The organism is Actinomadura hibisca NBRC 15177, assembly GCF_001552635.1.
Taxonomy (GTDB): Bacteria; Actinomycetota; Actinomycetes; order Streptosporangiales; family Streptosporangiaceae; genus Spirillospora; species Spirillospora hibisca.
The window spans coordinates 240,285-264,481 of record NZ_BCRO01000012.1; the positions used below are offsets into that span (position 1 = coordinate 240,285).

25 protein-coding genes and 1 pseudogene are annotated in these 24,197 nt (G+C 72.7%); 11 read left to right on the forward strand and 15 right to left on the reverse strand.

Going from position 1 to position 24,197, the window contains the following annotated elements:
* Positions 1-33: 33 nt before the first annotated feature.
* The 4 genes from AH6_RS07255 to AH6_RS07270 all read right to left on the reverse strand — a co-directional run bounded on the left by AH6_RS07255 (position 34) and on the right by AH6_RS07270 (position 4,073).
* Positions 34-1,266, reverse strand: a complete 1,233-nt coding sequence (locus AH6_RS07255; protein ID WP_067475593.1) for a CynX/NimT family MFS transporter — start codon at positions 1,264-1,266, stop codon at positions 34-36.
* Positions 1,263-1,952 (reverse strand): FadR/GntR family transcriptional regulator, encoded by a 690-nt coding sequence (locus AH6_RS07260; RefSeq protein ID WP_218005739.1) that lies wholly within the window; start codon positions 1,950-1,952, stop codon positions 1,263-1,265. The genes AH6_RS07255 and AH6_RS07260 overlap by 4 nt, the downstream gene beginning before the upstream one ends.
* 75 nt (positions 1,953-2,027) lie before the next feature.
* On the reverse strand, positions 2,028-2,249 hold the full coding sequence (locus AH6_RS07265) for a hypothetical protein (RefSeq protein WP_067475600.1): 222 nt from the start codon (positions 2,247-2,249) through the stop codon (positions 2,028-2,030).
* A 57-nt stretch (positions 2,250-2,306) separates the two neighbouring features.
* Positions 2,307-4,073 (reverse strand): DUF2207 domain-containing protein, encoded by a 1,767-nt coding sequence (locus tag AH6_RS07270; RefSeq protein WP_067475603.1) that lies wholly within the window; start codon positions 4,071-4,073, stop codon positions 2,307-2,309.
* 42 nt (positions 4,074-4,115) lie between these two features.
* Between AH6_RS07270 and AH6_RS07275 the strand changes: the two genes are divergently transcribed.
* The 4 genes from AH6_RS07275 (at position 4,116) to AH6_RS07290 (ending at position 6,829) form a co-directional block, all read left to right on the forward strand.
* Positions 4,116-5,072, forward strand: coding sequence for a neutral zinc metallopeptidase (locus AH6_RS07275; protein ID WP_083982349.1), 957 nt, complete (start codon positions 4,116-4,118; stop codon positions 5,070-5,072).
* Between the two features lie 143 nt (positions 5,073-5,215).
* A complete protein-coding gene (locus AH6_RS07280; protein ID WP_067475606.1) occupies positions 5,216-5,611 on the forward strand; it encodes a helix-turn-helix domain-containing protein in 396 nt (131 codons plus the stop codon).
* Positions 5,608-6,132: a hypothetical protein gene (locus tag AH6_RS07285; RefSeq protein WP_067475609.1), complete on the forward strand. Its 525-nt coding sequence runs from the start codon at positions 5,608-5,610 to the stop codon at positions 6,130-6,132. The genes AH6_RS07280 and AH6_RS07285 overlap by 4 nt, the downstream gene beginning before the upstream one ends.
* A 337-nt stretch (positions 6,133-6,469) precedes the next feature.
* A complete protein-coding gene (locus AH6_RS07290) occupies positions 6,470-6,829 on the forward strand; it encodes a DUF2516 family protein (RefSeq protein ID WP_067475612.1) in 360 nt (119 codons plus the stop codon).
* Position 6,830: 1 nt separating this feature from the next.
* On the opposite strand, the gene AH6_RS07295 is transcribed toward AH6_RS07290, so the two are convergent.
* Positions 6,831-7,565 (reverse strand): SGNH/GDSL hydrolase family protein, encoded by a 735-nt coding sequence (locus tag AH6_RS07295; protein ID WP_083982351.1) that lies wholly within the window; start codon positions 7,563-7,565, stop codon positions 6,831-6,833.
* A 45-nt stretch (positions 7,566-7,610) separates the two neighbouring features.
* The gene (locus AH6_RS07300) at positions 7,611-8,228 is read right to left on the reverse strand and encodes a TetR family transcriptional regulator (RefSeq protein ID WP_245679214.1); all 618 of its coding nucleotides are present in this window, start codon (positions 8,226-8,228) and stop codon (positions 7,611-7,613) included.
* 72 nt (positions 8,229-8,300) lie between these two features.
* Here AH6_RS07300 and AH6_RS07305 point away from each other — a divergent pair, with 72 nt between their 5' ends.
* Positions 8,301-10,535, forward strand: coding sequence for an MMPL family transporter (locus AH6_RS07305; RefSeq protein ID WP_067475621.1), 2,235 nt, complete (start codon positions 8,301-8,303; stop codon positions 10,533-10,535).
* Between the two features lie 62 nt (positions 10,536-10,597).
* Here AH6_RS07305 and AH6_RS07310 read toward each other — a convergent pair whose 3' ends face one another.
* Both AH6_RS07310 and AH6_RS07315 read right to left on the reverse strand, forming a co-directional pair.
* The gene (locus AH6_RS07310; RefSeq protein ID WP_067475624.1) at positions 10,598-11,503 is read right to left on the reverse strand and encodes a cytochrome d ubiquinol oxidase subunit II; all 906 of its coding nucleotides are present in this window, start codon (positions 11,501-11,503) and stop codon (positions 10,598-10,600) included.
* Positions 11,500-12,924: a cytochrome ubiquinol oxidase subunit I gene (locus tag AH6_RS07315; protein WP_245679215.1), complete on the reverse strand. Its 1,425-nt coding sequence runs from the start codon at positions 12,922-12,924 to the stop codon at positions 11,500-11,502. Before AH6_RS07315 ends, AH6_RS07310 begins: the two co-directional genes overlap by 4 nt.
* Positions 12,925-13,016: 92 nt before the next feature.
* Between AH6_RS07315 and AH6_RS07320 the strand changes: the two genes are divergently transcribed.
* Both AH6_RS07320 and AH6_RS07325 read left to right on the forward strand, forming a co-directional pair.
* Positions 13,017-13,403: a BlaI/MecI/CopY family transcriptional regulator gene (locus tag AH6_RS07320; RefSeq protein WP_083982353.1), complete on the forward strand. Its 387-nt coding sequence runs from the start codon at positions 13,017-13,019 to the stop codon at positions 13,401-13,403.
* Positions 13,400-14,308: a M56 family metallopeptidase gene (locus AH6_RS07325; RefSeq protein ID WP_067475629.1), complete on the forward strand. Its 909-nt coding sequence runs from the start codon at positions 13,400-13,402 to the stop codon at positions 14,306-14,308. Before AH6_RS07320 ends, AH6_RS07325 begins: the two co-directional genes overlap by 4 nt.
* On the opposite strand, the gene AH6_RS07330 is transcribed toward AH6_RS07325, so the two are convergent.
* From AH6_RS07330 to AH6_RS07340, 3 genes are all read right to left on the reverse strand, one after another.
* The gene (locus AH6_RS07330; RefSeq protein WP_067475632.1) at positions 14,305-14,778 is read right to left on the reverse strand and encodes a pyridoxamine 5'-phosphate oxidase family protein; all 474 of its coding nucleotides are present in this window, start codon (positions 14,776-14,778) and stop codon (positions 14,305-14,307) included. The genes AH6_RS07325 and AH6_RS07330 overlap by 4 nt on opposite strands.
* 35 nt (positions 14,779-14,813) lie before the next feature.
* Positions 14,814-16,256: an MFS transporter gene (locus AH6_RS07335; protein ID WP_067475635.1), complete on the reverse strand. Its 1,443-nt coding sequence runs from the start codon at positions 16,254-16,256 to the stop codon at positions 14,814-14,816.
* 94 nt (positions 16,257-16,350) lie between these two features.
* A complete protein-coding gene (locus AH6_RS07340) occupies positions 16,351-16,839 on the reverse strand; it encodes a MarR family winged helix-turn-helix transcriptional regulator (RefSeq protein WP_067475638.1) in 489 nt (162 codons plus the stop codon).
* 205 nt (positions 16,840-17,044) lie between these two features.
* Here AH6_RS07340 and trpS point away from each other — a divergent pair, with 205 nt between their 5' ends.
* Entirely contained in the window at positions 17,045-18,127 is a 1,083-nt protein-coding gene (gene trpS, locus AH6_RS07345; RefSeq protein WP_067475641.1) for a tryptophan--tRNA ligase, read from the forward strand.
* 9 nt (positions 18,128-18,136) lie between these two features.
* Here the strand turns inward: trpS and AH6_RS07350 are convergent, their stop codons facing one another.
* From AH6_RS07350 to AH6_RS07360, 3 genes are read right to left on the reverse strand one after another with little or no spacing between them, the layout of a single operon-like run.
* Positions 18,137-18,751, reverse strand: a complete 615-nt coding sequence (locus AH6_RS07350; RefSeq protein WP_067475644.1) for a TetR/AcrR family transcriptional regulator — start codon at positions 18,749-18,751, stop codon at positions 18,137-18,139.
* Positions 18,751-19,701: a saccharopine dehydrogenase NADP-binding domain-containing protein gene (locus AH6_RS07355; RefSeq protein ID WP_245679216.1), complete on the reverse strand. Its 951-nt coding sequence runs from the start codon at positions 19,699-19,701 to the stop codon at positions 18,751-18,753. The genes AH6_RS07350 and AH6_RS07355 overlap by 1 nt, the downstream gene beginning before the upstream one ends.
* Positions 19,701-20,531 (reverse strand): class I SAM-dependent methyltransferase, encoded by an 831-nt coding sequence (locus AH6_RS07360; protein WP_067475650.1) that lies wholly within the window; start codon positions 20,529-20,531, stop codon positions 19,701-19,703. The genes AH6_RS07355 and AH6_RS07360 overlap by 1 nt, the downstream gene beginning before the upstream one ends.
* Positions 20,532-20,649: 118 nt before the next feature.
* Here AH6_RS07360 and AH6_RS07365 point away from each other — a divergent pair, with 118 nt between their 5' ends.
* Positions 20,650-21,285, forward strand: a complete 636-nt coding sequence (locus AH6_RS07365) for a TetR/AcrR family transcriptional regulator (RefSeq protein WP_067475653.1) — start codon at positions 20,650-20,652, stop codon at positions 21,283-21,285.
* A complete protein-coding gene (locus AH6_RS07370; protein WP_067475656.1) occupies positions 21,275-22,378 on the forward strand; it encodes a winged helix DNA-binding domain-containing protein in 1,104 nt (367 codons plus the stop codon). The genes AH6_RS07365 and AH6_RS07370 overlap by 11 nt, the downstream gene beginning before the upstream one ends.
* A gap of 15 nt (positions 22,379-22,393) precedes the next feature.
* Here the strand turns inward: AH6_RS07370 and AH6_RS45745 are convergent.
* Positions 22,394-22,579 (reverse strand): annotated as a pseudogene (locus AH6_RS45745) (response regulator transcription factor); the annotation flags it as partial.
* Positions 22,580-22,757: 178 nt separating this feature from the next.
* Here AH6_RS45745 and AH6_RS07380 point away from each other — a divergent pair.
* Positions 22,758-24,128, forward strand: coding sequence for a cytochrome P450 (locus tag AH6_RS07380; RefSeq protein ID WP_218005741.1), 1,371 nt, complete (start codon positions 22,758-22,760; stop codon positions 24,126-24,128).
* Positions 24,129-24,197: the final 69 nt, after the last annotated feature.

Here is a 24,197-nt window from a genome sequence, read left to right on the forward strand (position 1 = left end):
TACTTCCCTGGCGTGTGCCACCGAAACGGCAGGTCAGCGGAGGGCGGGGGAGAGTTCGGCCGCTGGTTCGTCGCCCCCTACGGTCCGGTCGCGTCCCGCTGCCATGCCCGGTACTGCGAGTGCCACCGAGATCACCAGGACGATCACCATCGGCACCGTCCAGGCGTGCGTCACGTCGTGCAGCGCGCCCAGGCCCAGCGGTCCGAGTGCCGCGATCACGTAGCCGACGCCCTGCGCCATGCCTGAGAGCTGCCCGGCGATCCGTGCGTCGTGCGAGCGCAGGCCCAGGAAGGAGAGGGCGGTTGCGAAGCCCACGCCCTGTCCCAGGCCCAGCACGACCGCCCACAGCCAGACGGATCCAATCGGCGCCCAGGTGATCCCCGCGAACCCGATCACGCACAGCACCACCACGGCCAGCACCAGCGGCCGCTGATCGCGAGTTCGCCGTGCCACCACCGGCACCGCCAGCGCTCCCACGGCTTGGAGCAGGCTGGACAACGCCATCACGTATCCGGCCGGCGCCTCAGCCATGCCCCGGTCCTGGCAGATGGTCGGCAGCCACCCGATCACCACGTAGGCCAGCAACGACTGGGTGCCCATGAATATGGTGACCGCCCAGGCCAGCGGCGAGCGCCACACGATCCGTGCCACCGCGCGGGCGGGTTCGGGCGGGCCCTCCGGGGCCGCGCCGACGGATCTGATCGGTCGCCGCATCCGGGGCAGCCACACCAGTGCCGCGATGGCCGCCGGGATCGCCAGCAGTGCCAGCGGCCAGCGCCAGGAGCCGCCGGTCAGTTGCTCCACCGGCACCGCCAGGCCCGAGGAGGCCGCCGCGCCGATCGTGACTGCGACGGAGTACACGGCGGTCACCGTGGGGATCGAGGTCGGGTGGTCCCGCTTGATGATCGCGGGCATGGCGATGTTGCCGATGCTGATCGCTATTCCGGCCACGAGGGAGCCGGTGAACAGGGCGGCTGGGGCGTCGAGTAAGCGTAGTAGGAGCGCCGCGACCAGTAGCGTCATGCTGCTTACCAGCAGGGTCTCGCTGCGGGGAGTGCGGCGTAGGAACGGGGCTACCAGGCCGTAGGCCCCGAAGCACACCAGGGGCAACGTCGTCAGTGCACCTGCTGCTGTGCCTGACAGGTGGAACTCGTTTCGGATATCTGTCAGGAGGGGGCCGACGGCCGTGATCGCGGGGCGTAGGTTCAGCGCCACCAGGACGATCAGGGCCAGCTGCGCGAGCGTCGTCGCGCGCCGCCCGGTCACCGGCCGTCCTCGGCCATCAGCTCTTCCAGCGCCGCGAGCGTCGGCTCGATGATGGCTGCCGCCGCCAGTCCGGCGGCGTCCGCGTCGCGTGCCACGATCGCGTCCAGTACGTCCTGGTGCGCCTGCTGGCTCGCCTCCGGCACCTGGTGGTCCAGGCGCAGCGTGGCCATCGAGTCGCCCAGGCGGCGCAGGAAGTACCGCACCGCCTCGATCAGCACCGGGTTCCGCGTCGCCTCGACCACGCCCAGGTGGAACCGCGCGTCGGCGTCGCCGAACTCCACGGCCCCCGTCGCGGCGGCCCGCGCCTCCAGCAGGCCCGTCAGCCGGGCGATGTCGTCGTCGGTGCGGCGGCGCGCGGCCAGGCGGGCGGCCTGCACGTCGTAGGCGAGCTGCACCTCGAAGACGTCCCGCAGGTCGGCGTGTCCGACCCGGTTGATCAGCGGGCGCGGGTCGGCGCTGCTGCGCACGTAGGTGCCGTCGCCGCGCCGCACCTCCAGCACGCCGACGTGCGTCAGCGCGCGGATCGCCTCCCGGACGGCCGGACGGCTCACGCCGAGCTGCGACGCGAGGTCCAGCTCGCCGGGGATGCGCTCGCCGACCCGCCAGCCGCCGGTGCTGACCTCGGCCTGGAGCTGGTCGAGCACGGCGTCGACGGTGGAGCCGCCCGGGACCGGACTGAGGGGCACGGTGATCCTCCTAGGTAAGATGTCAGACATCTTACCTGGCGGCGGAACACCCCGATGGTCCGGGGTGTCCGGCGGTCAGGGCTTGCGCTGCCCCGGGTCGCCCTTGATCACGCCGCCGTCGACGGGCCCGCGGCCCGACAATGCGTCCGGATCCGGCGCCTTGTGGTCCACCCGCTTGCGCGAGGCCGACCGGGTGATCGCGATCCACGTGATGATCACGATGGCGATGATGATGGGCCCCAGGATCAGCCAGTAATTGGCGCCCGTGGGTGCTGCTTCGGCGAGCATGGCGGTCACCTCCTCCTGTCGGGTAGGCCCCTACCCGGCAGGAGGCGATCAACCCGATGACGCGCCTCACAACCCCCGCGACTGGGAGATCGAACCCGAGGTGGCCAGCGTGAAGGTCCGCATCGACTCGGCGAAACCGGACAGGTCCCACTCCGCCGGGCCCTCGTACCAGTACAGGTTGTCGGCCCCCTCGGCGCGCTCCCCGGCGTCCTTGACGGTCTCGGCCCACTTCGGCACCACGCCGAACACCACCGCGTACGGCAGGAACCGCGAGAACAGCGCGATGCGCTGCGTCCCCGCCATGCCCTCGTCCGCCACCTCGCCGCGCTCCAGGAACGCCCGGAACCCGATCGTGTGCGCCAGCACCGTCGAGCCCCGCGCCGTCTTGGCGGGCATGTACTGGCCCGCGTACGCCATCGCCGCGCCCGCGATGATCACCGCGAGGCCGGCCAGCGCCAGGTCGGTGGTCAGCGCGAGCGCGACCGTCCCGGCGACGCCGAGCACGGTCAGCACCGATCCGGCGATCGTCCAGCGCGAGCGCACGGTGTCGGGGCGGCGGGCGAACCAGCCCTGCGCCACCACGTCGTCGTACATCGCCGACCGCACCTCGGCGAGGCGCGCGGCGAACGTCCCGCCGAGCTCCGACAGCCGCACCTCGCCGCGCGCCGCGCCGTCCGGCGCGGTGAACAGCGCCTCCAGCAGCAGCCGCTCGTAGGTCAGCAACTCCTCGGTGGCGGGCCGCGCCAGGCGGCGCAGCACCCAGTCGAGCTTGCGGACGGCGGTCGGCTCGTCCTCCTCGATCAGCAGGTAGCCGCGCACCGCGAGGTCCACGATGGTGGCGGTGACGTCGATGACGTCGGCCTGCTCGTCGATCAGCGTGCCGATCTGGCCGGGCCGCACCCCGTCCGGCGGCTCGAACGCCTCGCCCGCCACTGGCGCGTGGTCGCCCTCGGCCGCCTTCTTCCCGACGACCCGCGCGTCCCGGCCGCGCAGCAGGTACAGCGCCGCGAACCCGCCCAGCAGCAGCACCAGCAGCCCGAGCAGCGCCGCGCCGGTGACGCCGTTCACCGAGAACGCGGTGGCCAGCGTGTGCCGCCGCTCGTAGATCGGCTTGCCGCCGGTCGCGCCCGCCGGCATCCCCGCGACGACCGTCAGGTACTCGCCGGGCAACATGCCCTGCTGCACGTACAGGCCCTGCGCGCGGGTGTGCGCCATCGAGAACTGCGAGCACCCGATGGCGCTGGCCAGCGGCCCGGCGAAGCAGTTGACGCTGCGCAGCGGCACGCCGCCCACGGTGGCGCGGGCCTCGTCCACCGGCACCTTCCAGCCGCCGATGGCGGGCCAGCGGAACTCCTCGGTCGCGCCCAGCGGGGTGACCGCGCCGCGCACGTCGTACTCCAGCACGACGGTGCGCTGCCCGTTGAGCGCGCCGTCGGCGCTGACCTTGACCGTTGTCTCGGTGTCCTGGCCGGTGACGGCCACCTTGGTGGGACCGCCGTCCGGGCTGGAGGCGCGCACGTTCACCAGCTCGAACACCCGGTCGCGGGTGATGCCCTCGTGGTCGCGGGTGACGAAGCGCCGCTGGATCTCGCGGCCGCCCGCGAAGCGGTAGGTGACGGTCTCGCGCACCTTGGCGGTGCCGCCGCGTCCGAGGGTGAGGGCGACCTCGTCCTTGAGCACGCGGCCGTCGGCGGCGCTCGCGGCCGTCCGGTCGGCGGTGGCGGTGGCGGTGGCGGCGGAGGCCGTGGTGGGCAGGGACAGGGGGAGGAGGGCGGAGACCGCCAGGGCGGCGCACGCCGTCCGCGCGCGCCCCGGCGCCGCAAAGCCAGACATGGCCGCAAATCGTAGCGGCAAGCCGTGCGATGATTTCCGGCTATGGCAGGTCATCACCCCTCACCGGCGCCGCCGCGCGTGCCGCCGAGCGGCCTGCCCGCGCCCGGGGGACCGGGCTACTACTACGCCCCGCCGCGCAGGCCGCCGCGCCGCAGCGCGGGCGGGACGATCGCGGCCCTGGTCGGCGGCCTGGCCTCGCTGGCGGTGCTGGCGGTGCTCGGCTTCACGCTGTTCGGACCGGGCGAGGGTGGCCCGATCCGGCCAGGTTCGGCCGCGCCGGTGGCCCGGGAGAAGGCCACCGCCAACCCGCTGTACAAGACGGGGGCGCTCGGCGGGAACGGCTGCGCGCTGCCCGTGATCACGCCGGGCACCGAGCCGATGCGGCGCTTCATGAACATCCTGAGCGACTGCCTAGACCACGTCTGGGAGCGGCAGTTCGGCAAGGCGGACCTGCCGTTCGACCCGCCCAAACGGGTGTTCTGGGACCAGCCGGGCACCAGCCCCTGCGGCACCTACCCGACGCCGGGCGCCTCGGCGTTCTACTGCCCGGCCAACAACACCATGTACGTGGGGCTGAAGCACATCGTGGAGACTTCCGGCGGCGAGCCGCTGGCGCACTTCGCGGTGTTCGCGCGCGTCATCGCGCACGAGTACGGCCACCACGTGCAGGACCGCGCGGGCATCCTCGCCTACGGCCAGCAGCAGATGGAGAACGCCGGGTCGCTGGCGCGCGTGGAGGTCAGCCGCCGCATCGAGCTCCAGGCGCAGTGCCTGGCGGGCGCGTTCCTGGGGGCCGAGCGCCGCACGCTGCCGATGACGCGCCTCCAGTACCTCGCGATGATGGAGGACGTGCAGGGGCGCGGCGACGAGCGCCAGCCCCCCGAGCTGCGCGACCACGGCTCGGGCCGCGCCTACGCGGGCTGGGTGCGCACCGGCTACCTGAAGCAGCGGCTGGCCTACTGCAACACCTGGACGGCGGCGACGGACGCGGTCTCCTGACCGGCGCGAACCCGCCTCCCGGAGGGGCCCAGCAAGCGCTTTAGCATGATGGGCGTCACATATGTCGAGGTTGTGAGCGGTATCACGGCCAAAGTGCTAGCTGCGTGCTTGCAATAGCAAGCACTCTGACGCAGGGTGGAGACATGGCAAGTTCGAAGGTCGGCTCGATCGGCGAGTACATCCGGGAGCAGCGCACGCGGGCGAAGATCTCGATGCGCCAGCTCGCGGACGTCTCGGGGATCTCCAATCCCTACCTGAGCCAGATCGAGCGCGGCCTGCGCAAGCCCAGCGCCGAGATCCTCGCCCAGATCGCCAAGGGCCTGCGGATCTCCGCCGAGGTGCTCTACGTGCAGGCCGGGATTTTGGAGGAACGCGAGGCCGACACCGACGTGCAGGCCGCCGTTCGCGCCGACCTCCTCCTGACGGAACGGCAGAAGCAGGTGTTGCTCGACATCTACGCCACCTTCCACAAGGAGAACCAAGCCAACGGCATGACCCCCGAGCACGACCAGACCGCAGGAAAGGACGAGGCAGGATGACGCTCGCCAGCACCTTCCGTGACAACAAGGCCGTCTACACCCTCGCCGGCGCCGGCGACTTCGCGGTGGAGAAGCTCCGCGAGGTCCCCGAGCAGGCCGGCAAGGTCCAGGGCGAGGCCCGCCGCAACGTGGACAAGTACCGCGGCGAGGCCCGCAAGGCCGTGGACCGCTACCGCGTGCAGGCCCGTCGCAACGTGGACAAGTACCGGGGCGAGGCCCGCGACAACGTGGCCCGCATCCAGGACAAGATCGAGGTCAAGGACATCCCGGGCGCGGCCGTCGCCTACGCCACGCACTTCGGCACCCGCGCCGTCGGCTTCATCGACGAGCTGGCCGAGCGCGGCAAGAAGGTCGTGCACCGCACCGCCGCCGAGGTCGCCGAGTCGGCCGAGGGCGTCGCCGCGGTGTCGGCCGGGGACGCGCGCAAGCCCGCGTCCAAGGCCAAGGCCGGCCAGGCCCGCAAGACCGCGCAGGAGCAGACCAAGTCGCCCGCCAGCGCTGGCAACAAGAAGAACTCCTGATCTCAGGAGCACGCTTGCGGGTCCGTCGTAGGGCCCAGCCGTCGCGCGAGTGACTAACAGGCCCGGCGGGGCGACGCCGAAGGCGAGCCCCGCCGGGCCTGATCGCGAAGCGATGTGGCACTCGCCCAGCCGTGGTCAGGGGACGAGCCGCCAGGCGAGTCCCCTGGGCCAGGGCTTTGGGACACAGCCCTACCGGGAACACCTGGTAGGGCCCCGTCGTCTTTCCTGGAGAGCGCCGTGCTCGCCCCGTGGGCGACCGGGCGCATAGGGTTGGACGGACCGGCACGACCCCGCGGCAGCGCGCGCCGCCCGAGACGGACAGGAGCGTTGATCACCAGTGGCCGCCTTCGGTGTACTGCACTTCTTCTTCTGGCTTCTTCTGATCATCGCTTTCGTGATGGAGCTGTGGGCCCTGGTGGACGGGCTGACCACGCCCGCGCCCGCCTACGAGGCCGCGGGCAAGCTCAAGAAGAACATGTGGCTGGCGATCCTCGCCGTGGCGGCGGTGCTCGGCGCCGCGCACGCGGTCGCGCCGCTGACCGGCGCGTCGCCGATCATGCTGCTGCTCGGCATCCTGCCGGTGGCCGCCTTCATCGCCTCGGCCGTCTACCTGGCCGACGTGCGCCCGGCCGTCAAGCCGTACAAGGGCAAGGGCAAGGGCGGCCGTTCCAACAGCGGTCCCTACGGCCCCTGGTAGGTCACCTGGTGAGCGGGGGACGGCCGAGCATCGGCCGGTCCAGCTTGCGGGCGCGCAGGTCGGCGACCAGCCGGCCGGCGATGTAGCGGTTGCCCGCCTCGTTGGGGTGGGTGCCGTCGGAGCGGATGTAGCGCGGCGCGTTGCCGAGGCCGCGCCGCACGTTGCCGGTGATCCAGCGCTCGCCCAGCGGGTCGATGAACGGCACCCGCATCCCGGCGGCGGCCTCGCGCAGCACGTCGCGCACCGTCAGCGCCGTCGGCCCCGGGTCGCCGCCCCACATCGGCCCGACCAGCACCAGCTGCGCGCCGGGCCAGCGCTTGCGCATCTTGCCGAGCAGGTCGCGCGCGTTCTGCTGCACCAGGCCCGGCGGGTACCAGACGTCGTTGTGGCCGCCGGAGACCAGCACCATGTCGGGGACGGGCCGCCAGGCGAGCTGCTCCTCGTCGAGGGTGGCGAAGGTCTTGCCGGTGCCGCCGGTGCCCGCGAAGCCCGTCCCGGCGTGCCCGGCGATCACGACCTGCCAGCCCAGCGCGCGGGCGGTCTGCGCGGCGTAGGCCCGTTCGGGGGTGATGCCGCGGATGCCGGTGGTGTAGCTGTCGCCGAGCACCAGCACCACCGGGGCGCGCCGCTCGGCCGCGGCCTCGGCCGTCCCGATGGCCCTGCGGACGGGATCGGAGGCCACGCAGGCGCACAACACCAGCGCCGCGGCCAGCACGGCGGAGAGCGGACGGGGCAACGCGGAGGTCTCCCTCGAAAACGGGCTTAGCGGGGAAACCGCATCCTATGGGGAGCGGTGCATGGCCGCGACGGAGCCGAGCCCGTTCTCCACGATGTTGAGGGTCCGGTCCAGCGCCGCGCGCATGGCCGCCGGGTCGTAGCCGCCCCGGCGGCAGTGCACGATCACCGACTGCATCGCGCCGACCGCCATGCCGGTGGCGGCCACCGCGTCGATCTCGTCGATGCCGGGGCTCAGCTCGCGCAGCCACTCCTCGATCTCGGCCTGGGTGTCGGCCAGCCGCTGCAACGCCTGGGCGCGCAGCGCGGGACGCTCCAGGACCAGCCGCACCTGCACCGCGCCGTACGCGCCGTGCTCGGCGGCCAGCGCCTCCATCACCGTGACCATCGCGTTGCGGACGGTGGCCAGCGGCGGTTCGCCGGGCGGGCGGGCCGCCAGCTGCTCGCCGACCTCGGCGAGGCGGTCGTCCATCTCGGCGAAGACCACGTCTTCTTTTGAGGGGAAGTAGCTGAAGAAGGTGCGCGGGGAGACGTCGGCCTCGGCCGCGATGTCGGCGATCGTCGTCTCCTCGTAGCCGCGCTCGGCGAACAGCCGCAGCGCGGCGGCGGCGAGCGCCTGCCGGGTGCGGCGCTTCTTGCGCTCGCGCAGCCCAACGTGATCCACATCACGGGACATTACCATGACTGCATTTTTGCAGCTATTGCAAAACTGCACCGCGCGTGTTTTTCTGCGATCATGGCGCGCTTTCTGGAACGGCTGGGCCGCTGGTGCGTGCGGCGGCGACGGCTGGTGTTCGCGGCATGGCTCCTGGTGATCGTCAGTACGGTGATCGCGGGGATCGCGGGCGGCGGCATGTTCGTCCAGCAGAGCAGCCTGCCCGGCACCGAGACCCAGCGCGCCGTGGACACCCTGCGCGAGGACTTCCCGGCGATGACGGGGCCGACCGCCAGCGTGGTGTTCACCGGCACGCCCGAGGTGGGCCCGTCGGACTGGCGGGCCGCGCTCACCATCGGCGAGTCGATCCGCAACATCGGCCGGCTGGACCGCGTCGCGTTCACCGAGAACCCCTACGCGCAGGGGCAGGGCGGCATCAAGACGGCCCGCGCGGTGATGATCCGCGTCAACCTGACCGGCGACATGGGCGACGTCAGCGCGGCCGACCTGGACAAGCTGAACACCGCCGTCGAGCCCGCGCGGATGGCCGGGCTGGACGTCAAGTTCGGCGGCATCGTCGCGATGATCCTCAACCAGCCCAAGGGCGGGCCGCAGGAGGGCGTCGGCATCGCGCTGGCGATGGCGGTGCTGCTGCTGGCGTTCGGGTCCTACCTGGCGGCGGGCATCCCGATCCTGGTGTCGCTGTGCGGGATGGCGATCGCGTACTCGGCGATCCACCTGGCCGCCGCGCACACCGAGGTGCACCCGACCGCGCCGATGGTCGCCGCGATGCTCGGCATCGGCGCGGGCATCGACTACGCGCTGTTCATCGTGACCCGCTACCGGCAGCAGCTCGCCGAGGGCGACGACCCGGAGACGGCCGTCGGGCACGCGATGGCGCACTCGGGCCACGCGGTGCTGTTCGCGGGCGGCACGGTCGTGTTCGCGATCTGCGGGCTGTTCCTGTCGGGCATCGCGTTCATCGGCCGGATCGGGCTCGCCTCGGCGCTGGCGGTCGGCCTGATGGTGCTGGCCGCGCTGACGTTGCTGCCCGCGATCCTGGGGGCGCTCGGCACGCGCATCGACCGCTACAAGCTGCCGCGCGTGCGGCCCGACCGCAGCTCCGAGCGCTGGGCGCGGTGGGGACGGCACGTGGACCGCCGCGCCTGGCCGTACGCGATCTTCGGGACGCTGCTGCTGCTCGTCCTGGCGATCCCGACCCTGAGCCTGCGCTTCGGCGTGATGGCCGACAGCCTGAACTCGCCCAAGACCGAGTCGCGGCAGGCGTACGACGTGGTGGCCAAGGAGTTCGGGGCCGGGCACTACAGCCCGTTCCTGATCGTCGCCAAGGTGCCGGGCAAGGTCGAGCGGATCAAGAAGCCGCCGAAGGTGAAGCTGCCCAAGGGCGCGCCGGACATCACCAAGAAGCCCGACGCGAAGGCGACGCTGCTGGGGCAGGACCTGCGGCAGCGCTTCTCGGAGGTGCCGGGCGTCGCGTTCGTGGGCGATCCGATCGTCTCGGGCACCACGACCATGCTCACCGTGATCCCCGAGGGCGCGCCGCACGACAAGGAGACCACCGACCTGGTGCACCGGCTGCGCGGCTCCGACATCCCGGCGGTCAAGGCCGAGCATCCGGGCGCGACCGTCTACCTGGGCGGCGAGAACCCCGCGATCATCGACATGGCCGACACCGTGGGGGACCGCATGCTCACGGTCGTGGTGGCGGTGGTCGGGGTCGCGCTGCTGCTGCTGGTGATCGCGTTCCGGTCGGTGCTGGTGCCGCTGAAGGCCGCGCTGATGAACCTGCTGTCGATCGGGGCGTCGTTCGGCGTGGTGACGGCGGTGTTCCAGTGGGGCTGGGGCGTGGAGCTGCTGGGCGTGGACCAGGCCATCCCGATCATGTCGTTCGTGCCGCTGTTCATGTTCGCGCTGATCTTCGGGCTGTCCATGGACTACGAGGTGTTCCTGCTGTCGCGCATCCGCGAGGAGTACCAGCGCTCGGGCGACCCGCACGAGAGCGTGGTGACCGGCATCGCGGCCACCGCCCGGCTGATCACCTCGGCCGCGCTCATCATGATCTTCGTGTTCGCGTCGTTCGTGCCGCAGCCGGACCCGACGGTGAAGATGATGGCGCTGGGCCTCGCGGTGGCGGTCGCGGTGGACGCGACGATCGTGCGGCTGATGCTCGTCCCGGCGCTGATGAGCCTGCTCGGGCACGCGAACTGGTGGTGGCCGGGCGCGTCCCGGCCCGTCCCGCCCGCCCCGCCGGAGCCCGAGGCCGTCGAGAAGCGGGAGCTGGAGCACGTCTCGTAGGACGGGATGCGGCGTGCCGGGGATGTGGTTGCCGACCGTGGGCCCCGGCACGCCGCAAGCTTTCAGCGCGTCTCCACCTGCTGCGGAGCGCCGCGCTGGAACAGGACGAACAGCCACGCCATCGACGGCACCAGGATCAGCGCGCCCACGCCGAGCGCGACGAACACCACCTGGAGCACGGCGTCGTGGGCGGCGGCCGCGTCCAGGTCCAGGCCCGACATCTCCGCCGCGCCCCACAACACCGTGACGACCGCGAGCGCGCCCGTCACCCGCACCGCCAGCAGGTTGCGCCGCACCACCAGCACCAGCGACACCAGCCCGGCCACCGCCGAGACCAGCATCAGCGGGGAGTGCACGCCGAACGACACCGCGCCCGGCAGCGCCAGCAGGCCGACCGCGATGCCCGACAGGATCGCGTAGCCCCGGAACCGCAACATCACGTCGGCGTCGGGCGCGAGCCGCCGCGCGTCCCAGATCAGGTAGACCGCCGCCAGGTAGGCGCACAGCGCGGTGGTCAGCACGCCGCCGTAGACCCCGGCCGGGCTCAGCCAGGACGTGCCGCCGGTGGCGACGGTGGTGGCGACCGCGCCGAAGCAGTACGGCGTGAGCACCGACGAGACGCCGAAGATCGGCGCGTGCCAGCGCTGGTCGGGGGCGGCCTTGGCGAACACGAACGTGCTGCCGCGCGCCACGATGCCGAGGGCCGCCAGCGACAGCGGCACCCAGTGCGCGGACATGATCTCGGCGAACACCGGCGGGAACGCCGTCCACGTCATGACCATCACGAAGATCAGCCAGACGTGGTTGGCCTCCCACAGCGGGCCCATGGCGTGCTCGACGACCTCCTTGTCGGAGCGGCGGCGCGACACCATGTGCCACAGGCCCGCGCCGAAGTCGGCCCCGCCGAACAGCAGGTAGGCCGACAGGCCGAGCAGGATCAGCCCGAGGGCGACGTCGGAGTAGCTCATGCGGGCACCTTCTCCTTGGGGGAATCGGCGGGGGCGGCCGGTTCGGGGCGGCGGCGCATCCGGCGCAGCACGCTGATCGTGGCGGCGGCGAGGACGGCGTAGACGACCAGCACGACGTACAGGCCGAAGCGCAGGCCCGGGTTCGGGTTGACGGCCTCCTCGACGCGCATCACCCCGTACACGATCCAGGGCTGGCGGCCGACCTCGGTGACCGTCCACCCGGCCTCCATCGCGATGACGGCGGCGACGCCCGCGACGGTGGCCGCGCGCAGGAACCACGGCTTCCACGGCAGGTCGGCGCGGGCGTTCAGCTCGCCGACGCGGCCGGCGGCGCGGCGGCGCAGGAACCAGGTGAGGCCCCACCAGGCGGCCAGCGCCAGCAGGAACATCCCCATCACGATCATCAGCTCGAAGCCCGTCCGGACGACCTCGGCGGGCGGCCGCTGGTCGGCGGGGAAGGAGTCCAGGCCGCGCAACGTGGCGTGCGCGTCGAACTTCAGCATCAACGACAGCGCGTTCGGGATCTCGAAGATCGCGAACTTGAACGGCTGGCCCGCCTGCGTGTGCTCGACGCCCTCCATCGCGGCGAACTTGATGGGCTGGTTGTCGGCGACGAAGCGGGTCGCCCAGTCGCCCACCAGCACCTGGAGCGGCGCGCAGACCGCGCCGAGGCTGAACGGCACGGCGAAGCCCAGCCGGTTGTAGCGGTCGACGCGGCCCGCCTTGCGGTCGCGCAGCAGCGCCACCGCGTACACCGAGGCGACCAGGAAACCGCAGACCATCAGCGAGGCCAGGATCAGGTGCACGGCCTGCACCGGGGTGGCCGGGTTGAACATCGCCGCCAGCGGATCGACGTCGGTCACCTCGCCGTTCACGAGCGTGAAGCCGCGCGGCTGGTTCATCCAGGAGTTGACGGTGACCACGAACGACGCCGAGGCGATCCCCGCGATCACCACCGGGATGCCGGTCAGGAAGTGCGCGCGCGGCGACAACCGGTCCCAGCCGTACAGGTAGACGCCCATGAAGATCGCCTCGATGAAGAAGGCGAGGCCCTCCAGGGCGAACGCGGCGCCGAACACCTGCCCGTACTTGTCCATGAAGCCGGGCCACAACGTGCCCATCTCGAACGACAACACGGTGCCCGACACCGCCCCGACCGCGAACAGCACGCCCGCCGCCTTCATCCAGCGCCGGGCCAGCTCGGCGTACACCGTGTCGCCGGTGCGCAACGAGCGCCACTCGGCCAGCAGCGTGATCGCGGGCAGCCCGATGCCGATGGAGGCCAGCACGATGTGGAAGCCGAGGGTGAAGGCCATCTGCTGGCGGGCGGCCATGAAGTCGGCCGGGGACGCCGCGCCGCGCGCGGCGTCGGCGACAGGCGCGGCGCCGGGGGCGTCGGCCAGGAGCAGGAGGAGGCTCATACGACTGAATGTAGTACTACGGCTTGTAGTACTTAGGTCGGTAGTACTACCTGGCGTGGTGACATCGGTCTCAGTCGGATAACCTGGCGGGCGTGAAGGGTCTGGGAGAGCTTGAACGCACCGTCATGGAGGTCCTCTGGGCGCGGGAGGACGCGGGTGTCGAACCCGCCACCGCGCGCGACGTGAGCCGCGCGCTGGCCGGCGACCGCGACCTCGCGCACACCACCGTCATGACCGTGCTGGACCGTCTCGCCAAGAAGGGCTTCCTCGCGCGCGAGCGCGACGGCCGCGCCTGGCGCTACCGCCCCGTCGCCAGCCGCGAGGGCTACGTCACCGAGCTGATGCTCGGCGCGCTCAACGAGACCGGCGACCGCGACGCGGCGCTGGCCCACTTCGTGCGGTCGGTCTCGCAGGACGAGGCCGCCGTCATCCGCCAGGCCCTGGCGGGCCTGCTCTCCGGTAAGGAGCCACCGGCATGACCGGCACGGCCCTGCTCGTCCTGCTCTCCCTGGGAACCGTCGGCGGGGCGCACCTGCTGTCGAAGGCCCGCTGGACCTGGCGCGCCCCGCGCCTCGGCATCGCCCTGTGGCAGGCCCTCGGGCTGAGCTGGGGCGTGGCCACGATCGGCGCGCTGCTGGGCGCGGCGCTGCTGCCGTACCGGAAGGGCGTCGCGGGCGGCGTGCCCGGCATGCTCGCCGACCAGGCGGGCCGCCTCGACACGGTGCACCTGGTGGCGCTGCTGGCCGCGGTGAGCCTCACGGTGGTGCTGCTGGCGATGCTGATGTACGCGGTGTTCCGCGTCGTGCGGGCCCGGCGGCGGCACCGCGCCCTGCTCGCCCTGGTCTCCCGCAGCGACTCCGCCGCCCCCGGCACCCTGGTCCTGGACCACCCGGGCGCGGCGGCGTACTGCGTTCCGGGGGTGCGCTCGTCGAAGGTCGTGGTGAGCGCCGGGACGCTGGCGCTGCTCGACGCCGACGAGCTGGCCGCCGTCCTCGCGCACGAGCGCGCGCACGCGCGCGAGCGGCACGACCTGGTGCTGCTGCCGTTCACCTCGCTGCGGCAGGTGTTCCCGCAGATCCGCCTGGTCGGGCGCTGCCTCGACGCGGTCGAGCTGCTGATCGAGATGGCCGCCGACGACCGCGCGCGCCGCCACCGGCCCCCGAGGGAGCTGGCGACGGCGCTGCTGCGCTTCGCGGCGGCCCGGCCGGGCCCCGCCCCGTCTGGGACGCTGGGCGTCGCGACGGCCGACGACATCCCGGTGATGGTGCGGGTGCAGCGGCTGCTGGAGCCGCAGCCGGTGCGCCGGTCCGTCCGCGCGGTGGTCATGGCGGCGGTTCCGCTGCTGGCCGGGCTGCCGCTGCTGCTGTACGCCATCCCGCACTAGCCGACGTCGAGGGCCGTCCCGTAGAGGCGGCCCACTTTCACGCGGATGACCAGCCTGCGGTCCTTCACCATCTGCTCCAGGAACGCCCGCTCGTCGGCGGGGTCGGGGAAGCCGGGCGTGAGGGACAGCAGTTCCCGCCCGACGGCGTCGCCCGGCTCGGCCGAGACCTCCGACAGCTCCGCGTCCCCTTCCGCGCTGGCGAACGACCAGACGTTCCCGCCGGGCACGTGCAGGGCGACGCGGGGGTTGTTGCGTATCTGGCGGACCTTGAGCCGGTCCTCGGTGGTGGAGATGCGGATCGTCCGCTCTTCCGGGTTCCAGTTGTAGATCACGGTGGACAGGTGCGGGTGGCCGCTGCGCTTGACGGTGGCCAGCGTGCCGAAGGTCTGCTCGGTGAGCAGCGCCGACAGTTCCTCGTCGGTGAGGACGCGGGGGGCGGGGCCGTCGCCGGGGCCGTAGTTGGTGCTCATGGGAGTGGTCCTTTCGGTGGGGTTCGGGTGAAGGGTCAGGCGGCGACGGGGGTCGGGGTCTTCTCGCTGACCTCGGCGGCCGTCGCGGTCTCGGTCGCGGGCTTGCGGAGCACCACGAGGGTGAGGACCATCGCGGCGGCGAGCAGCCCGGCCCCCACCCCGAAGGCCAGCTGGTAGCCGTCGTTCAGGGCTGCGGGGGCGGTGCCGCCGTCGATGCGGGAGGCGGCCAGGGTGGCGAGGGCCGCGACGCCGAGCGCCGCGCCGATCTGCTGGGTGGTGGTGAACAGCCCGGAGGCGACACCGGCGTCCTCGGGGCGGGCGACGGACATGCCGAGGCCGGTCAGGGCGGGCATCGCGACGCCGAACCCGGCCGACAACACCATCAGCGGCAGCACGTCGGCCAGGTAGTCGCCGTCCACCGGCAGCCGCACCAGGAACAACCGGGCCGCCAGCAGCAGCGCCAGGCCCGCCAGCAGGATCGTGCGCTCCCCGAACCGGGTGATCAGCCGGGCCGACAGCAGGAGCGAGGCGACGCCGATGGACAGCGCGGCGGGCAACATCGCCAGGCCGGTGGCGGTGGCGTCGTAGCGCAGGACGTTCTGGAGGTAGAGGGCGATGAACATCTGGAAGCTGAACAGCGCGCCGACCATCAGCATCTGGATGAGGTTGGCGCCCCAGACGTTGCGCGAGCGCAGGACGCGGAGCGGCAGCAGCGGGGCCTCGGCCGTGGCCTGCCGGGCGACGAACCCGGCGAGCAGCGCCAGCGACAGCGCGCCGAGCCCCAGCGTGACCGGCGATCCCCAGCCGCGGTGCTCGGCCTGGACGATCGTGTAGACGCCGGTCATGACGCCCGCGGTGACCAGTAGCGCGCCCAGGGCGTCGGCGCCGCGCCGCAGCCCGAGCCCGGCGTCACCGTCCAGGAAGCGGAAGGCCGCCAGGATCGTGGCCAGGCCGATCGGCAGGTTGATGTAGAAGATCCAGTTCCAGCCGAGCCCGTCGGTCAGCACGCCGCCGAGCACCTGCCCGATGGACGCGCCGGCCGAGCCGGTGAAGGCGAACGCGCCGATGGCCTTGGCGCGCTCGGCGGGCTCGGTGAACAGCGTGACGATCATGCCGAGGCTGACGGCCGAGGCCAGCGCGCCGCCCGCGCCCTGGAGGAAGCGCGCCGCCACCAGCGTCTCGGGGTTGACCGCGAGCCCGCACAGCAGCGAGGCCAGCGTGAACACTACGAGGCCGGTGACGAACACGCGGCGGCGGCCGACCAGGTCGCCGAGCCGCCCGGCGAGCAGCAGCAGGCCGCCGAAGGTGATCAGGTAGGCGTTGACCGTCCAGGACAGGCCGCCGGCCGAGAAGCCCAGGTCCTGCTGGATGGCGGGCAGCGCCACGGTGACGATGCTGCCGTCCAGGACGATCATCAGCATCCCGGTGCAGAGCACGGCGAGCGCCAGCCAGCGGGACCGGGGAGTGGGGGAGGTCATCGGTGTCTCTCCTGTTCGAGGGGAACAGGAGAGACACTAACAGATAGTTCTGTAACAGACGATCTCTGAACAGATAATTTGTGGAGAGATCACCTCAGGCGGTGCGCTGCCGGGCCCGCCGCACGCCCTGCGGGGCCGCCGCGGGCGTGGCGAGATGCCCGGTGACCAGCCGTTTCATGGCGCGCAGGAAGACCTCCCGCTCGTCCTCGGGCAGCGCCTCCAGGACCGCGTTGTGCACGCCGTCCGCGATCTCCTGGCTGCGCTTGGCGATCGCGGCGCCCTCCTCGGTCACCGCGATGATGCGGGCCCGGCGGTCGGTGCTGGAGGGCCGCCGCTCGGCGTAGCCCGCCTTCTCCAGGGCGTCCACGGTGACGACCATCGTGGTCTTGTCCATGTCGCCGATCTCGGCGAGCTGGATCTGCGTGCGCTCCTCTTCCAGGGCGTGCACCAGCACGCAGTGCATGCGGGCGGTGAGCCCGATCTCGTCGAGGGCCGCCGCCATCTGGGTGCGCAACACGTGACCGGCGTGGTCGAACAGGAAGGAGATGTCCGGCCCGCCGTCCGTGGGCGAAAGAGTGGTCATGGCTCCAGGCTAGCAACTAGTAAGTTGACAGATAATCCGCCTCCAGATGGATTTGGGGCGGATACGATGGGGGCATGACTTGCATGTGCCGTGGCTGGTGGCCGTCCTAGGACGGCCGAACCACGCACGAGGGCCGTCCGCTGGACGGCCCTTTCTCCTTGGTGGGGCTATCCCGGCGGACGCCCGGAACCCCGAGGAGAAGCCCATGACGATCACCCACGCCGACACCGCCCAGATCGACGCCTCCGTCCAGGCCGTCGTGCGGCGCAGCGCCGAGCTGGAAGCACGCATCGCCCAGGACCCCGGCGCGTTCCGCGTCCTCACCGGCGACCGCCCGACCGGCCCCCTGCACCTCGGCCACTACTTCGGCACCCTCGCCAACCGCGTCCGCCTGCAAGAGGCCGGGGTCGAGCTGTTCGTGCTGGTCGCCGACTACCAGGTGCTCACCGACCGGGACGTGGCCGACCGGCTGCCTGACCACGTGCTGGGCCTGCTCGCCGACCATCTGGCCATCGGCGTGGACCCGGCCCGTTCGACGATCTTCGCGCACAGCGCCGTGCCCGCCCTGAACCAGCTCGTGCTGCCGTTCCTGTCGCTGGTCACCGACGCCGAGCTGCGCCGCAACCCCACCGTCAAGGAGGAGATCACCGCCTCCCGGCAGGCGGCGGTCAGCGGCCTGATGCTCACCTACCCGGTGCACCAGGCCGCCGACATCCTGTTCTGCAAGGCGAACCTCGTGCCGGTCGGCCGCGACCAGCTCCCGCACCAGGAGGTCACCCGGACGGTCGCACGCCGCTTCAACGAGCGCTACGGCCCCGTCTTCCCGGTCCCGGACGCGCTGCTGTCGGCCGCGCCGAAGCTGCTGGGCACCGACGGCGGCAAGATGAGCAAGAGCCGGGGCAACGCCATCGCGCTGTCGGCCACCGAGGACGAGACGGCCCGCCTGATCAAGCGCGCCCGAACCGACGCCGAACGCCTCGTCACCTACGACCCCGACACGCGCCCCGAAGTGTCCAACCTGGTGCTGCTGGCCGCCCTCTGCCAGGGCCGCGACCCGCACGAGGTGGCGGCGGAGATCGGCACCGGCGGCGCGGCGGCGCTCAAGCGGACCGTCACCGAGGCGGTGAACGAGTTCCTGCGTCCCATCCGCGCCCGCCGCGCCGCGTACGCCGCCGAGCCGGGCGAGCTGCTCCGCGTGCTGGCCGAGGGCAACGCGCGCGCCAACGCCGTCGCCGACCGGACCCTCGCCGAGGTGCGGGAGGCGATGGGGATGCGGTACGCGGGCTGACGTCGCAGGTCAGGCAGGGGCCGGGCCGATGCCGCGCAGGACGGCGGCGACCACGGCCGCCTCGTCCACCGGCTCCTGCCGCGCCGTCCCGGCCAGCAGCACCGACACCACCGCCTCGTGGCAGACGCCGACGATCATCCTGGCGGCGGCCGCGACCTCGGCGTCCGGCGCGAGACGGCCGAGGTCGCGCTCGGCGCGCAGGTAGTCGGCCAGTTTGTCGCGCCAGTCGGGGCCGGGGCCGGACAGCTCGGCGAAGCGGGCCAGCACCGCCGGTTGCCCGGTCAGGCCCGCGAACGCGGGCACGATGCCGCGGTGCAGCGCCAGGCCGTAGGCGAGGTGGGTGCGCAGGTTGGCGGCGACGGTGCCGGTGCCCGGCTCGGGCAGCTCGTGCAGGCCGTTCTCCACGGCCTGCACGTGGGCGCGCAGGGCGTGGGCGAGCAGCTCTTCCTTGTCGGCGAAGTGGTTGTAGAGGACGCCGTCGGCGACGCCCGCCTCGCGTGAGATCAGCCGGACGGTCAGGCCCGCCGTGCCGCGCTCGGCGATCAGGCGGGCCGCGGTGCCGAGGAGGTGGTCGCGCAGGCTGGGCCCGCCGTCGCGGAGCACCGCCGCTTTTCGTGGAGACATCACCCGGCATCGTAGTGAGCCAGATGGAATCCGGCGGCGGTGAGGGCCGCGAGGAACCCGGCGGGCTCGATCGCCTGCTCGATGTGCCACACCCCGGCGGGCAGTTCGGGCAGCCGCCGGACGACCTCGGCGGCGGCCAGGCCCGTGGCGCGGCTCTGGCGGCGTCCGCTGAACGCGGCGGTGTGGCCGCCCGCCGTCGCCGTCACCGCGAAACCGTCCCCGCCCACGTGCACCTTGGCCAGTGCGGCTTCGGCCAACGCGCGGGCGCGCGGGCGTTCCAGCAGCCGCGCGGCGCGGGGGAGCGCGGCGGTCAGGGCGCGCGAGTCCAGGCACAGGCCGGTTCGGGCGCGGACGCCGAGCGTGCGGGGCAGGGTGTGCTGGTCGGAGAACGGGAAGCGGTGCACGGTGCGCGTTCCGTACGGCGGCGGGAAGCGGGCCCGCCAGGACGGGCCCAGCTCGGGCAGCGCGTCCAGCGTCCAGCCGACCGCCGCCGCGCCGTGCTGCTCCCCGGAGCCGAGCAGCACGCCGATCTCCACTTCCTGGCCGCCGGTTCGCTCGACGCAGAGCCGGGCGAGCAGGTTGGAGACGCCGGGGATGAGGCCCACGCTCAGCACGGCGGTCGCGTTCCCGGCGGGCAGCCGCTCGATCTCGGCGAGCGGACCGGCGGAGGCGGTGACGTCCACATAGGAGACGCCGCGCTCCAGGCAGATCCGGGCGACGCGCGCGTTGTCCTGATCGACGCACATGAGCACCGCGTCCACGCCGCTCAGCGCCGGTTCGAGGGCGCTCTCGTCGCGCAGGTCGAGCTGGAGCGCGCGTGCTCCCGGCACTGGGCGCGCCTTGGCCGGGTCGCGCCCCGCCACCGTCACCTCGTCCGCCGTGCCCTCCAGCAGGGCCGCCGCCGCTTCCCGGCCGACCGCGCCGTAGCCGCCCAGGATCAGGACGCGCATCAGGGACGCACCGCAGTGACGAGACGGGCCGCGCCACGCAGGCGCACGCCGTCAGGCGACGCGAACGGGCGCAGCTCCTCTTCCGCGATCGCCCGCACTTCCGGGCCGTCGCCCAGGTTGTGCCGCACCGGACCCCAGTCCGCCAGGAAGCGGGCGGCGTCCGCCGCGTCCCGGCCCCAGATCTGGTCGCCTTCCACCAGGTCGGAGGAGACGTCGGCGAAACCGGCGGCGCTCAGAATCTCGCGCACCCGCGCGGGGTCGGCCAGTGACGTCGGGCCCGTGCCGTCGCGGCCGGTCGCGGGCTCGGCCACCCCCGCGCGGGCCGACAGCGCGGCGAGGACGCCGCCCAGGTCGGTGCCCTCCAGGTGCGCCATGCACAGCAGCGCCACCCGTCCGCCCGGCCGCAGCGCCCGCCCGATGTTGCCGAACGCGGCCACCGGGTCGGCGAAGAACATCACGCCGAAGCGGCTGACCGCCACGTCGAAGCTCCCGTCGGTGAACGGGTGGACTTGCGCGTCGCCCTGCTCGAACGTCACGTTCGCGACGCCTTCCTCGGCCGCCAGGGCGTGCGCCCGGTCAAGCATCGGGGCCGACAGGTCGAGGCCCTGCGCGCTCCCGAGTCGCGCCTGCCGCGCGGCCAGCCGGGTCAGCTGGCCGTTGCCGCAGCCCACGTCCAGCACCCGGTCGGCCTCGCCGATCGCGGCCGCCGCCAGCAGCGGGCCGTTGAAGCCGCTGTTCACCGCGTCGTAGCGGTCGTGGTGGGCGGCCCAGTGCGCCCCTTCGTAGCCGTTCCACGCCTCGGCCTGCCCCGTGTTGACGATGTCCGCCATCTTCCGCCTCCTGTGAACGCTTGTTCATGAACTTACGTTCATGGTGGCGCACGCGGCGGTCCCCGTCAACCGGGCGTGCTAGTAGAACGGAATTCTTCGTTCCCTTACTATGGGTCGTATGGAGAGCACCCAGGCGCCCATGAGCGGGCGCAAGGCACAGGCCGCCCGCAACGACGAGCTCATCCGCGAGGCCGCCCGCGCGGTCTTCACCGCCGACCCCGGCGCCCCGATCTCGGCGGTGGCCGAGCACGCCGGAGTCGGGATCAGCGCCCTCTACCGGCGCTACAAGAGCAAGGAAGATCTGCTCCAGCGCCTCGCCGACGAGGGCATGGACCGCTACCTCGCCCTGGTCCGCGAGGCGCTGGCCGACGAGGGCGACGCCTGGGAGGCGTTCACCGCGTTCATGCGCCGGTGCCTGGACATCGGGGCCGGGTCGCTCACCATGCGGCTGGCCGGGAGCTTCCCGGTCACCGAGGAGATGAGCCGCAAGGGCCAGGAGATCCACGCCGCGACGCAGGAGCTGCTGGACCGCATCGAGCAGGCCGGGGCGCTGCGCCCGAACGTGGTGGTCGGCGACGTGTCGGTGCTGCTGGAGCACCTGCACACCATCCGCATCGGCGACCCCGATCGCATGAACCGCTTGCAACACCGCTACCTGACCTTGATCCTTGACGGACTGCACGCGCCGGACGCGGGGGAGCTGCCGGGCCCTCCTCCCAGCTGGCTCGAACTCCGGGGGCGCTATGACGGGTGACGGAACGGTGCTGGACCGGCGGGCGCTCAACCGCGCGCTGCTGGCGCGCCAGATGTTGTTGCGCCGCGAGCGCATGCCCGCGCTCGACGCCGTCGAGCGGCTCGCCGGGATGCAGTCGCAGGCCCCCAACCCGCCCTACCTGGGGTTGTGGACGCGGCTGGAGGACTTCGACTTCGCCGAGGTCGCGCGGCTCATGCACGACCGCCGGGCGGTGCGCATGGTGCTGATGCGCGGCACGATCCACCTGGTCAGCGTGCGGGACGCGCTCGCCTGGCGGCCCCACACCCAGCCGCTGCTGGACGCGTGGGCGACCTCGACGGTGCTGGCCACCCTGCCGGACGGCGTGGGTGTCGCCGACATCGCCGAGGCCGCGCGCCCCCTGCTGGAAGAGGCCCCGCTCAGCGACAAGGAGCTGCGGACGGCCCTCGCCGAACGCTGGCCGGACGTGCCGGGCGACCTGCTGATCAGGGCGGTGCGGTCCGGGCTGGCGCTGGTGCAGGTGCCGCCGCGCGGCATCTGGGGCGCGTCCGGCCTGGCCCGGCACACCACCGTCGAGCAGTGGCTCGGCCGGTCGGTGGAGCCGTGCGCGGCCGAGGAGATGCTGACCCGCTACCTGGCCGCGTTCGGGCCCGCCACCGTGCGGGACGCGCAGCACTGGTGGGGCGTCACGCGCCTCGGCGAGGTGATGGAGCGGCTGGCACCCGGCCTGGTGACCTTCACCGACGAGCACGGCCGCGTCCTGTACGACCTGCCGGACGCGCCCCGGCCCGGCCCCGACGCCCCCGCGCCCGTCCGGTACGTCCCGGAGTTCGACAACCTGACGTTGTCGCACGCCGACCGGGCCCGGATCGTCAGCGAGGAGCACCGCAAGCGGATCTTCACGGTGAACGGGATCATCCGCGCCACGGTGCTGGTGGACGGCTTCGTGCACGGCATGTGGAAGATCGAGCGCAAGCGGAAGGAGGCGACGCTGCGCGTCGAGCTGTTCGGCCCGGTCTCGGCGGCCGACCGCAAGGCACTGCTGGAGGAGGGCGAACGCCTGCTGACGGACGCGCATCCCGAGGCGACCACACGCACGGTCGACCTGGTCTAGAACTTGTGGGGAGGGTCAGCGGCCTCCCTCCAGGTAGCGCAGGACCGCAAGCACCCGCCGGTGGTCGCTGGCGGCCGGAGGCAGGTTCAGCTTGGTGAAGATGCCCGCCACGTGCTTCTCCACCGCGCGGTCCGACACCGTCAGCGCCGCCGCGATCGCCGCGTTGCTGCGCCCCTCCGCCATCAGCGCCAGCACTGCGCGCGGGCCGTGTCTGGAGCGGGCGGGGTCATGCCCCGAGTGTCGCCTGAATCCCCTGACCAGGTCGATCGTGCCAGTACGGAAGGTGGGGTTCGGTTTACCCCACCTCCGGTTTAACACCGGCCCCACGGGCACGTCTGACATGCAGGAACAAAAACGTCACCGTCGGAGGGGCACGCTCGTGAGCGTCGTGAGGCAGCAGATCCTGAACAAGGTCGAGGTGCCGCGCGCATCGGTCGTGGACACCTTGCGGATCGGCGCGGTGGTGCTGGCCCCGGCGATCGCGCGCGGCGTCCTGGCTCGGCGGCCCAAGGTGGTAGCGCTGGCCGAGAAGTTCGACGCCGACCGCCACGCCGGGAAGCTGATGCAACGCATGCGCGCGAGGTACGGGTCCGGCCCGCTACGGCTGGCGGTGCCCGGCCGGTCGCTGGCCATGGTCCTCACGCCCGACGACGTGCGGCGCGTCCTGACCGGCTCGCCCGAGCCGTTCGCCGCTGCCAACCTGGAGAAGCGCAAGGCGCTGGAGCACTTCCAGCCGCACGGCGTGCTCATCTCGCACGGGGCCGACCGCGCCGACCGCCGCCGCTTCAACGAAGAGGTCCTGGACACCCACCACGACGTCCACTGCCAGGGCGCGGCGATCGCCGAGAAGGTCCACCAGGAGGCCGCAGGGCTGCTCGCGGCGGTGGACCGCACCGGCGCGCTGGACTGGGACGCCTTCCGCATCGCCTGGTGGCGCGTGATCCGCCGCGTCGTGCTGGGCGACGCCGCGCGCGACGACAGCGAGATCAGCGACCTGCTCACCACGCTGCGCATGAACGCCAACTGGTCGTTCGCGCACCCGCGCCGCGACCGTGTCCGGCACCGCTTCCAGGAGCGGCTGCGCGAGCACCTGGCGCGCGCCGAGCCCGGCAGCCTCGCCGAACTGGTCGCCCGCGCGCCCGCGACCGAGCGCACCGTCCCCGCCGACCAGGTGCCGCAGTGGTTGTTCGCGTTCGAGCCCGCCGGGATGGCGGTGTTCCGCGCGCTGGCGGTGCTGGCCGCGCGCCCGTCCGCCGCCGGACCGGCCCGCGACGAGGTCGCCGGACTCGACCTGTCGGCCCCGCAGGACCTGCCCTACCTGCGGGCCTGCGTGCAGGAGTCGGTGCGGTTGTGGCCGACCACGCTGGCGGTGCTGCGCGACAGCACCACCGACACCGAGTGGGAGGGGCGGATGCTCCCCGCCGGGACCGGGCTGATCATCCACACGCCGTCCCTCCAGCGCGACGAGCAGAACCTGTCCTACGCCGACGACTTCGCGCCCGGGGCCTGGCTGGACGGCAGGGCGGAGGCCGACTGGTCGGCGATCCCGTTCAGCGGCGGCCCCGTGGAGTGCCCGGGGCGCAACCTCGTCCTGCTCGTGACCAGCCTGTTCCTGGGCGCGCTGCTCCAGGAGCACGACTTCCGGCTCGTCGCCTCCGGACGGCCGCTGACGGAGGGCGCGCCGCTGCCGCGCACGTTGGGCGCGTTCGGGCTGCGCTTCGGCGTGTCGAAGGTGCCGGTGAAGGTATGAAGTAGGACATGCCGGGCTTTGGCGGCGGCATGACCGGGCGATGGGGGACCGGGACGTTGACTGGTCCCC